This window comes from Sphingomonas echinoides (genome assembly GCF_029623395.1).
Taxonomy (GTDB): domain Bacteria; phylum Pseudomonadota; class Alphaproteobacteria; order Sphingomonadales; family Sphingomonadaceae; genus Sphingomonas; species Sphingomonas echinoides_A.
The window spans coordinates 1-9,124 of record NZ_JAPYKK010000063.1; the positions used below are offsets into that span (position 1 = coordinate 1).

Here is a 9,124-nt window from a genome sequence, read left to right on the forward strand (position 1 = left end):
GCACTAGGGCTGATCGCGTTCCTGATCGGCGTCGGCGTGGCGGCCCTGTTGATCACCCGTCTTGGCCGGGGAACCGGTACCACCGCTGACGGCAAACAGGTTGCCACGATGACGCTGCCGGTTTCGAACGGGCAACCTCCTGTCGTGATCCTTCCCGGCAAGGTCGGTGCGCCCGGTTCGGCGATCGACGTGGCCGCGCTGAGCGGACGCGAGGCAGAGCTCGCCAGCAAACTCGACGCGCTGGAAGCGCGCGAAGCGACGATCGACCGCGACGCGCAGCAAGCCGCCGCCTATGCGACGCGCAGCGAAGGCCTGCTGGTCGCGTTTGCCGCGCGCCGCGCGCTCGACCGTGGGCTGAACCTCGGGTTCCTCGAACGACAATTGCGCGTCCGGTTCGGCAAGACGCAAACCGCCGCGGTCGCGACGATCGTCCAGGCCTCGCGCAACCCGGTGACGCTCGAAGACCTGCGGGCCGGGCTCGACGGCGTCGCCCCTGAACTCGTCACGGGCGTTGCGAGCAGCGGGTGGTTGCAGAGCCTGGGGCGCGAACTGCGCAACCTCGTCGTGCTGCGCAAGGCGAGCGCGCCGTCGCCGCTTCCGGTCGACCGGGTCGCACGGGCGCAGCGGTTGCTCGAAGCCGGGCAGGTCGAGGCGGCGTTGGCCGAAGTGTCGCGAACGCCGGGCGCCAGCCAGGCGACCCGCTGGACCGAGGCGGCGCGGCGCTACATCACCGCGCGCCATGCGCTCAACACGATCGAAAGCGCGGCGATCCTGAGCCCGGGCGTCGCCCTTGAGCCGACCGCGCCGATCTCTTCCGCCGCCCCCTCCGCCGCATTGCCGGACGTTGCGCCCGAAGAGACCGACCTGATGTCAGGGAGTCCGGCGACGGCGGAAGCGAACGGCGCGATCTAGGGCCGGTTTCGTTTTCGTCCGATTGCTTCGGCTTGCCCGCTACGCTGTGATCGGTCCCGTCACCCCCGCACCCGGTCGATCAGTGCCATCGCGCCGTGCGGTGCACGGACTTTGGCGCCGTTGATGAAGAAAACGAACGTCTCGCGTGGGATGACTGTCGCAGGATCGGCGACGTACGGCAATCCATCGGGTGCAGCGCCCGCCGACCAGTCGCACGCCGCCGCGGCCCAACGATCAAGCGCAGCCGGGGCATAGGCCGCCGATTCGTCCTCGACCGCAGCCTCGAGCCGGACATAGACGAGATCCCCGCTGACGTCGGCGATCGCGGGGTACTCGGTCGAATCCGCGTAAACGATCGCCACTCCCGCCGCGCGCGCCAAGGCGACGAATTCGGGGACGAGGAAGCTCTCGTGCCGCACCTGCACCGCATGGCGCAGCGCGACGCCGTCCTGACTCGACGGCAGGAGCTTGAGGAACGCGCCGAAATCGTCCGCGTCGAACTTCTTGGTCGCCATGAATTGCCACAGGATCGGCCCGAGCCGGTCGCCGAGTTCGACGATCCCCTGCCCGGTGAATTTGGCGATCGATTCGCCCGCCTCCGCCAGCACCTTACGGTTGGTGCAATAGCGCGACGCCTTGAGTGCAAAAACGAACCCGTCGGGCACCGCCTTCGCCCAGGACGCGAAGGTCGCGGGTTTCTGCGACGAATAATAGGTGCCGTTGACCTCGATCGCGGTGAGTTTCGACGCGGCATACTCGAGTTCGCGCTTCTGCGGCCATTTCTCGGGGAAGAACGTCCCGCGCCACGGTTCGTAGGTCCAGCCGCCAATGCCGATTCGGATGTCGCCGTGTTTCATGCTGGCCACGCTAACCGACCCGGCAAGGGTTAGGAACCGTCTCCGCCCTCACCCGCCGAGCAATTGCGCAAGCCGCAGCGGCGCGAACCCGTTGGGATCGACCCCGACGTCAAATTGCCGCAGCATCGGCTTGAGCCGACCGTGGCTATGGCCGTGCAGGTTGATCGCGCCACGATGCTGCCCGTTCCACGACCGGAAGGGGTAGTGACACAGGATGAGATTGCGCTCCTCGACCGTGATCTCCGCATAATCGCCGACGCTTTCCCAACCCGCCGCGGCAAGCGTTGCGTCAGGATCGTTGTTGCCGCGGAGCAGATGCTTGCGCCCGTTGAGCCGCGCGAGCAGATCGGCCACCGCATCCGGACGCCGCGCGACGTCGCCGAGGTGCCATACCTCGTCGTCTGCGCCCACCACCGCATTCCACCCGGCGATCAACGCCGCATCCATCGTCGCGACATTCGCGAACGGGCGGCGCTGGATGTTGATCGTGCGGTGGTCGCCGAAATGCGTGTCGGCGGTGAAGAAGACGCTCATGTCCAGTACAACACGCGCGCAAGCGGCAACGTCCGCGCGATCGTCTCGGTGAACCAGCCGCGCAGGCGCTGCATCGTTGCGGTGTCGTACACCTGCTTTTCGGTGCCGAATTTGGTGCGCTTGGTCATCCGTCCGGCATCGGTCATGTCGAGCGCGGAGCCGGGATACCAGCTGTCGAGCACCGCCTTTGACCCGGTCGTGAAGCGGTGCGTGATCAGTTCGATCGTCAGGTCGGGCACGTCGCCGAGCACCGCCGCCGCGTCGTCGATCAGCGCGCCGTACGCTTCCTCCCAACCGTCCGCCGCGATGATCGGCGCGATCGTCAGGCCAACGGGATACCTCGCGTCCGCCATCTGCCGCAGCGCCGCCAGCCGCAGCGCGACCGGCGCCGTGCCGCCCTCGAACCGGGCGTAGCGCTTGGGATTGATCGACGCGCGCATCCGCGTCCGCCCGTTGTGCTCGAGCGCGAGCAGTGGCGCGACGTCGGCGAATTTGGAGGTAAAGCGCAACTGCGTATCCGCATCCGACCGACCGAACCATTCGATCATGCGCGACAGCGACCCGGTGATCGGCTCGATCCCCAGTGGATCGGTATAGCAGGACGCCTCGAACGTGGTGCCCTCATGCACCCGCGTCGCCGAGCGCGAGGTGATCGTCCCTTTGTCCATATAGCTGGGCAGCACGCCGAGGATCTCGTCGAGATTGGCATAGGTGCGCGTGATCGGCGGCCCCTTGAGCGAGCCCGCGAGATAACAATAGCTGCAATGCGCCGGACACCCCGCCGCCAGGTCGACGCGCCAGTCCGCGCTCGGCGCGATCGGTTCGAGCTTGAGCTTCGACGGCGGCGCGACGACGACCGCAAGCGTTGCCTTCGCCTCGGCATAGGCGGCGCGCGGATCGTCGGGCTGCGCCCAAACCACCCGATCGTTGGGCAATTCGATCACCGGCACGCCTTGCTCGGCGGCCCGCTGCGCGATCGCGATGCCATGGTCCCACATGCGCGCCGATCGCGTGATGAGGACACGCCGCGGGCGCCAGCGGACGGTGTTGGGATCGACAGGGAGCGCGGCGGTCATGCGGCAGGAACGCAGCGCACGCCGCTCCGTTCACGCGACCCGACGTCAAATCGTTGATCACGCCGACGCTTGCGTCCGGCAGGATCGCCCTGCACAACATGCCTAACCGGTCGGTAGCGACGGTTTGAGGGAGATCTGCCGTGCGTCCGATGTTTGCAATTCTTGGTGCCGCGACCGCCGCTCTTGCCGTGAGCGGCGTGGCAATCGGCCAGGCACCCCGACCGGACCCATCGCTAGCGAAGGCGGTCGCCGGTGCCGCGCGCACCCCGGCCAACGTTGCGCGCGACCGTTACCGCCACCCCGCCGAAACGCTTGCTTTCTTCGGGGTGAAGCCGACCGATACCGTGGTCGAACTGGTCCCCGGCAACGGTTGGTATACCGAAATCCTTGCGCCCTATCTCGCCACGCGCGGAACCTATTATGCGGCAAGCGGCTGGGCCAAGGGCTTGAACGCGGTCAAGGCACTGCAGGCCGCCAAACCGGCGGTCTACGGCAAGGTTAAGCTCGCGGCCTTCCCCGCGGCGGCTGGTGAGCCTGCCGTCCCTGCAGGTAGCGCAGACGTCGTGCTGACCTTCCGCAACGTCCACAATCTGCGGTTCTCGGGCGTCGACCGCACGCAGGCGGCGTTTGCCGAGATGTTCCGGATGCTCAAGCCCGGCGGGACGCTCGGCATCGTCGAGCATCGCCTGCCCGAGGCGCGCGACGCCGCAGCCGAGGAAAAAAGCGGCTATATGAAGGTGTCGAGCGTCGTCGCCTTCGCGCGCAAGGCGGGGTTCGAGGTCGCCGGTATGTCCGAGATCAACGCCAATCCCAAGGACACCGCGGATTATCCCGGTGGCGTCTGGACGCTTCCGCCTTCCTATGCGCTGAAGGATGTCGACCGCGCAAAATATGCCGCGATCGGGGAAAGCGACCGCATGACGATCCGGTTCATCAAGCCCAAGCGGTAAAGTGCATCGTTCCTGCGCGGAATCGTCATGGTTCCGCGCGGGCACGGGCAAACAGCCGGGCGAAACCGGCCGAATCGAGCGCACCCAGCTGCAGGATGGGGCCGGCGAGATATCCCGGCGTCCCCGTCAACCCGATCGACAGTGCCTCGCGACCATTCTCGCGCAACCGATTCATCATCGCGGTACCGTCTCGCGCAAGATCGCGGGTCACCCGCGTCCAGTCGCCGCCTGCACCGGTGACAACGTCCTGCAGCATGACGTCGTCGATCTTGCGGTCGTCCATCATCAACGCGCGGTGGACCGCCGGGTAGATCCCTTGCGCGGCACTTGCGAGCGCGACCTGCGCTGCGCGTTCGGAGGCGGCGCCGAAGATCGGCCAGTCCTTGTAGATGACCCGCACCTTGCCATCCCCGCGGAGCGCCGCTTCGAGCGCAGGAAAAGCGGTGCGACAGGCGGGGCACCGATAGTCACTGAAGACTGCAAGGGAGAGCGTGGCGTCGTTCGGCCCCGATTCGGGCGATTCGGTCCCGTCGAGGATTGCGGCGACGGTATCGGAGCGACCGATGTCGCGCCCGACCGGCGTGAACCAATGCGCCGCACGCCCGACCACGAATCCGCCGAGCAGGACCGCGCCGAGCTGCCACGCCTGACGACGGGTGAAGCGCGGCGTCATGCCGACGGTCGTCGGGCGGTATGAAATGTGCGTGGTGGCGAAGAGTGCATCGCGTACCCCATCCTTCAGCAAACCGTCGCAACAGCACCCCGCCTCTCGGCTAGGTCGGCTTTCGCCGGTATATATAACTGTTCGGAAAGTGACTGGAGCGGGCGAAGGGATTCGAACCCTCGACCCCAACCTTGGCAAGGTTGTGCTCTACCCCTGAGCTACGCCCGCTCTGGCGCCATGTGCCGGACTGTGGAGCCCGGCGGGTAGGGGGCGGCCTCTAACACCGGGTCGGGGGGTCGGCAAGCCTCTTTTCGCACTTTGATGAAAAGGGTTGGCTTGTCGGCCCCCGCCCCCACATAAGACGCAACGACCGAAACGAATTGGAGCATCTCTTGGCGACCCTGGGAATGAGCGCAGCCGAACGCGACGCGGTGGAGGCTTTCCGTCGCGACGTGGTCGAACCGTCGATGACCAAATTGGTGATCATCGACTTCTGGGCGGAGTGGTGCGGGCCGTGCAAGGCGCTGACCCCAGTGCTCGAAAAGGTAAGCGCCGCTTATGCCGACAAGGGCGTGGTGCTGGCCAAGGTCGATACCGACAAGAATCAGTTCATCGCCGCGCAATTCCAGATCAAGTCGATCCCGACCGTCTATGCGATGTTCCAGGGGCAGCTCGTCGCCGACCTGACGCCCGCGCGGACCGAATCGGCGTTGAAGACGATGCTCGACCAGTTGCTCAAGCAATTGCCGATCGAGGCCGAGGCGGCAGATGCCACAGCGGAAATCGAGCCGTTGATCGCGATGGGCGAGGAAGCGCTGGCCGTGGGCGATTCCGATCGCGCCGCCGGAATCTTCCGCCAGATTGCCGAGATCGCGCCGGATCACCCCGGAGTGAACGGGGGATTCGTTCGCGCGCTGATCGCAGCAGGTGAGCTCGAAGCGGCGCAGGAGCACCTTACGGCGATGCCTGAGGATACCGCCAAGCATCCCGAGATCGAACGCGCCCGCGCCGCGTTGGCGCTGGCGCAGGATGCGACGCCCGTCGATGATCTCGCCGGGCTCGCCGCCGAGGTTGCCGCCAATCCGGGGGATTTCGACAAGCGATTCGCGCTCGCCAACGGCCAGATGGCCGCAGGCGACCGCGATGCGGCTGCGGGCACGCTGCTCGCTATGATCGCCGAGGATCGCGCCTGGAACGAAGGAGCCGCCCGCACGCAGTTGCTCAAGTTGTTCGAGGTCGTCGGGCTCGAGGACCCGTGGGTCTCCGCGCAGCGCCGCAAGCTATCCGCGATCCTGTTCGGATGACGATCACCCGCCTCTCGATCTTCCCGCTGCCGGGGGCGTTGCTGTTCCCGGGGATGCACTTGCCGCTGCATATCTTCGAGCCGCGCTATCGTGCGATGATCTCGGACGCGATGGCGCGCGACCGGCGGATCGGGATGGTGCAACCGCGCCCCAACGTGCCTGCGCGGCCCGACAAACCGTTGTTGTTCGACATCGGCTGCGTGGGGAAGATCGCCGAGGTGGAGGCGAGCGAGGACGGGCGGTACAATCTGATCCTCGAAGGGCTGTCGCTGTTCCGCATCGTCCGCGAACTCGATGTCACCACTGCCTTCCGTCAGGTCGAGGCCGAGCTGATCGCCTCGCCCGAATCGCCTGAGGTGCTGTCGCTGTCGCGGCGTGCGGCTCTGGAGAGCGAATCGCGCGCGTTTGCCGATTCGCAGGGCTATGCAGTCGATTGGGACGCGGTGACGCGCCTTGATGACGAGGCTTTGGTCAACGGAATCGCGCAAATCGCGCCATTCGACGTCGCGGCGAAGCAAGCGCTGCTCGAGGCGGAGCGGATCGAGCAGCGCGCCGAACTGATCATCCAGTTGATGCAGTTCTTCGGGCGGCATGACGGCGAGGATTCGGTGACGCTGCAATAAGGCGTCGTCACCGCTTGTAGCTGCTGCCTCTCACCACAGTTCGGGCTGAGCGCGGTCCAAGCCCCACGCGCAACGCCGGCCTCTCGACGTTGCTCAGCGCGAGCAGAGGGTAAGGCAGGTCAATGGGGTCAGATATCGCCCCCGTTAAACCATCATCCCCTGCAACAACTTAGGCACATCCCCACTCTCGCCGCGCGCTTCCGCGATGAAACGGCGCTTGAGCGGCGGCATCTTCTGCACCGCCGATAGCCCGAATCGCCGCACCGCGTTGGCGGTCTTGCCCTTGATGCCGAACAGCCGCGTCAGCCCGTCGGTTGCCGCCGCGACCATGAACGTGTCGAGGCTCCGCCACCGGTCATAGCGCGCGAGCAGCGCGGGATCGCCCAGGTCGAGTCCGGTGCGCTTGCCCTCGACCAGCACCTCGACCAGCGTCGCCACATCGCGGAAGCCGACGTTGACCCCCTGCCCCGCGATCGGATGGATGCCGTGTGCCGCATCGCCCACCAGCGCGAGCCGGTCCGACACGATCTTCGCCGCATGATGGAAGCCGAGCGGATAGCTCGACCGCGCGCCCAAAGGCCCGAGTTTCCCCAGGAATCCGCCAATTCGCTTGTCCGCCTCGGCCAGCCAGCCACGGTCGGACAGCTTCATCATCCCCGGCGCCTGGTCGCGCGTCACCGACCAGACGATGCACGAGCGATGGCCCTGCTCGTCGTCGTTGAGCGGCAGGATCGCGAACGGACCGTCGGGATAGAAAATCTCGAACGCGATGTTTTCATGGGAATGTTCGTGGTGCAGGGACGTCACGATCGCGGCATTGTCATAGGTCCAGCGCGCGACGTTGAGCCCGGCCGCCTCGCGCGTCGGCGAATTGCGCCCTTCCGCCGCGATCAGCAGCGGCGCGCGAATCACCGCGCCCGAATCGAGCGTCACGGTGACGCCCGAGGCTGCGCGATCGACCGACACCGCGCGCGTCTTCATCCGCACGTCGACGTTCTTCGCCGCCGACGCGGTCTCGAACAAAGCGGCGCGGAGGCGGCGGTTCTCGACCATGTGGCCGAGCGCATCCTCGTCCGAATCGGGTTCGAAATCGAGCGCGCCGGGTTCGAGCCCGTCGCTCACCCGGATCCCCTTGATCGGGCAGGCGATTGCCGCGAGCTTTTCCGCCACGCCGATCGCGCCGAGCATCCGCCACGGCGCCCCCGCGATCGCCGACGCACGACCGTCAAACCCAGCCGCTAGAATGACTTCCGGGTCCGCGATGTCGATGACGATCGCCGACATATTGTGCGCGTCGAGCGCCACTGCGAGCGCGCTGCCGACGAGTCCACCGCCGAGAATGATGACGTCTGCTGTATCCATGGCCCGTCTGTAAGCCTCTCCTACGACGCTGCCAATCGCGGAAAACTTGACGCGACCGCGCGGGCACGCGATGATTCCGCGGGCACAGACAGTGAACATCGGGAAGACATTGCATCATGGCGAGCCAAGCGCAGCCACCGCTCTGGCGTGAGACGGTCAAGGCAGGCGCCGTGCGCAGCGGCGCGCTGCTCGGGGCGTTCACGCTGCTGACGATCGTCGTGCTGATGGTGATCGTCGTCGCGAGCTATCATGCGAGCGATCCGTCGCTCAACACCGCCTCGGCGGGGCCGGCGCACAATTGGCTCGGGCGCCCTGGCGCGCTGGTCGCGGATGCCGCGTTCTGGCTGTTCGGGCCTGCTGTCGTACTGATATTGCCGACTTTTCTGCTGATCGCGCTGCGGTTGTGGCGCGACGTGCGGGTCGGGCGCTGGCGGCGGATGCTGCTCGCGTCGACGGGCGGGACGTTGCTCGCGGGCACGACCTTCGCGCTGGTGTCGGGCGCGGCGGTGGCGTGGTTGCCCGCGGGCTATGGCGGGGTGTTCGGGCTGGCGCTCTCCAACCTGCTGCGGCTGGCGATCGGGCTGCTCGGCGATCCGGTCGCGATCCTGTGGACGACGCGCGGAATCGCGGCGGCGTTCGGGATTGCCGCGCTGGTGCTTTGGGGGTATAGTTTCACGATCGACATGGCCGAACGGAAGCTGCGCATGCCGCAGATCGCCAATCGGTTGCGCGAATCGCGTCGGAATCGCGCAGATACCACGCCGTTTGACGACGATTTTGCAGCGAATGACGTCGACGAAGACGCCAAACCAGCCCGAAAAGTGTCGATTCCGCGCGCCGTC

General features: G+C 66.6%; 10 protein-coding genes and 1 tRNA gene. 5 read left to right on the forward strand and 6 right to left on the reverse strand.

From position 1 onward, the window contains the following. Positions 1 to 912, forward strand: a 912-nt coding sequence (locus tag QBJ92_RS20065; RefSeq protein WP_277971458.1) for a hypothetical protein, incomplete at its 5' end; no start/stop codon positions are given. A 59-nt stretch (positions 913 to 971) separates the two neighbouring features. Here the strand turns inward: QBJ92_RS20065 and QBJ92_RS20070 are convergent. Genes QBJ92_RS20070 through QBJ92_RS20080 form a run of 3 tightly spaced genes read right to left on the reverse strand, consistent with a single transcriptional unit; the run spans position 972 to position 3,379 of the window. Next, positions 972 to 1,769, reverse strand: a complete 798-nt coding sequence (locus QBJ92_RS20070; RefSeq protein WP_277971459.1) for a DUF72 domain-containing protein — start codon at positions 1,767 to 1,769, stop codon at positions 972 to 974. A 48-nt stretch (positions 1,770 to 1,817) separates the two neighbouring features. Then, positions 1,818 to 2,303, reverse strand: a complete 486-nt coding sequence (locus tag QBJ92_RS20075) for a metallophosphoesterase family protein (RefSeq protein ID WP_277971460.1) — start codon at positions 2,301 to 2,303, stop codon at positions 1,818 to 1,820. Then, positions 2,300 to 3,379: an SPL family radical SAM protein gene (locus QBJ92_RS20080; RefSeq protein WP_277971461.1), complete on the reverse strand. Its 1,080-nt coding sequence runs from the start codon at positions 3,377 to 3,379 to the stop codon at positions 2,300 to 2,302. The genes QBJ92_RS20075 and QBJ92_RS20080 overlap by 4 nt, the downstream gene beginning before the upstream one ends. Before the next feature lie 149 nt (positions 3,380 to 3,528). Between QBJ92_RS20080 and QBJ92_RS20085 the strand changes: the two genes are divergently transcribed. Further along, on the forward strand, positions 3,529 to 4,329 hold the full coding sequence (locus QBJ92_RS20085) for a class I SAM-dependent methyltransferase (RefSeq protein ID WP_431358446.1): 801 nt from the start codon (positions 3,529 to 3,531) through the stop codon (positions 4,327 to 4,329). 25 nt (positions 4,330 to 4,354) lie between these two features. Here QBJ92_RS20085 and QBJ92_RS20090 read toward each other — a convergent pair whose 3' ends face one another. Next, positions 4,355 to 5,002, reverse strand: coding sequence for a DsbA family protein (locus QBJ92_RS20090; protein WP_277971463.1), 648 nt, complete (start codon positions 5,000 to 5,002; stop codon positions 4,355 to 4,357). 144 nt (positions 5,003 to 5,146) lie between these two features. Continuing rightward, positions 5,147 to 5,221, reverse strand: a tRNA-Gly gene (locus QBJ92_RS20095). 179 nt (positions 5,222 to 5,400) lie between these two features. Here QBJ92_RS20095 and QBJ92_RS20100 point away from each other — a divergent pair. Together QBJ92_RS20100 and QBJ92_RS20105 are read left to right on the forward strand one after the other, a co-directional pair. After that, entirely contained in the window at positions 5,401 to 6,297 is an 897-nt protein-coding gene (locus tag QBJ92_RS20100; protein ID WP_277971464.1) for a tetratricopeptide repeat protein, read from the forward strand. Then, on the forward strand, positions 6,294 to 6,920 hold the full coding sequence (locus tag QBJ92_RS20105; RefSeq protein ID WP_277971465.1) for an LON peptidase substrate-binding domain-containing protein: 627 nt from the start codon (positions 6,294 to 6,296) through the stop codon (positions 6,918 to 6,920). The genes QBJ92_RS20100 and QBJ92_RS20105 overlap by 4 nt, the downstream gene beginning before the upstream one ends. A 144-nt stretch (positions 6,921 to 7,064) precedes the next feature. Here QBJ92_RS20105 and QBJ92_RS20110 read toward each other — a convergent pair whose 3' ends face one another. Beyond that, positions 7,065 to 8,282: a UbiH/UbiF/VisC/COQ6 family ubiquinone biosynthesis hydroxylase gene (locus QBJ92_RS20110; protein WP_277971466.1), complete on the reverse strand. Its 1,218-nt coding sequence runs from the start codon at positions 8,280 to 8,282 to the stop codon at positions 7,065 to 7,067. Positions 8,283 to 8,398: 116 nt separating this feature from the next. Here QBJ92_RS20110 and QBJ92_RS20115 point away from each other — a divergent pair. Further along, a partial coding sequence (locus QBJ92_RS20115) for a DNA translocase FtsK 4TM domain-containing protein (protein WP_277971467.1) occupies positions 8,399 to 9,124 on the forward strand: 726 nt, incomplete at its 3' end.

Coding starts and splice junctions, on each gene's coding strand:
- QBJ92_RS20070 (WP_277971459.1), bottom strand. CDS start 1,769: ATGAAACACGGCGACATCCGAATCGGCATTGGCGGCTGGACCTACGAA.
- QBJ92_RS20075 (WP_277971460.1), bottom strand. CDS start 2,303: ATGAGCGTCTTCTTCACCGCCGACACGCATTTCGGCGACCACCGCACG.
- QBJ92_RS20080 (WP_277971461.1), bottom strand. CDS start 3,379: ATGACCGCCGCGCTCCCTGTCGATCCCAACACCGTCCGCTGGCGCCCG.
- QBJ92_RS20085 (WP_431358446.1), top strand. CDS start 3,529: ATGTTTGCAATTCTTGGTGCCGCGACCGCCGCTCTTGCCGTGAGCGGC.
- QBJ92_RS20090 (WP_277971463.1), bottom strand. CDS start 5,002: ATGACGCCGCGCTTCACCCGTCGTCAGGCGTGGCAGCTCGGCGCGGTC.
- QBJ92_RS20100 (WP_277971464.1), top strand. CDS start 5,401: ATGAGCGCAGCCGAACGCGACGCGGTGGAGGCTTTCCGTCGCGACGTG.
- QBJ92_RS20105 (WP_277971465.1), top strand. CDS start 6,294: ATGACGATCACCCGCCTCTCGATCTTCCCGCTGCCGGGGGCGTTGCTG.
- QBJ92_RS20110 (WP_277971466.1), bottom strand. CDS start 8,282: ATGGATACAGCAGACGTCATCATTCTCGGCGGTGGACTCGTCGGCAGC.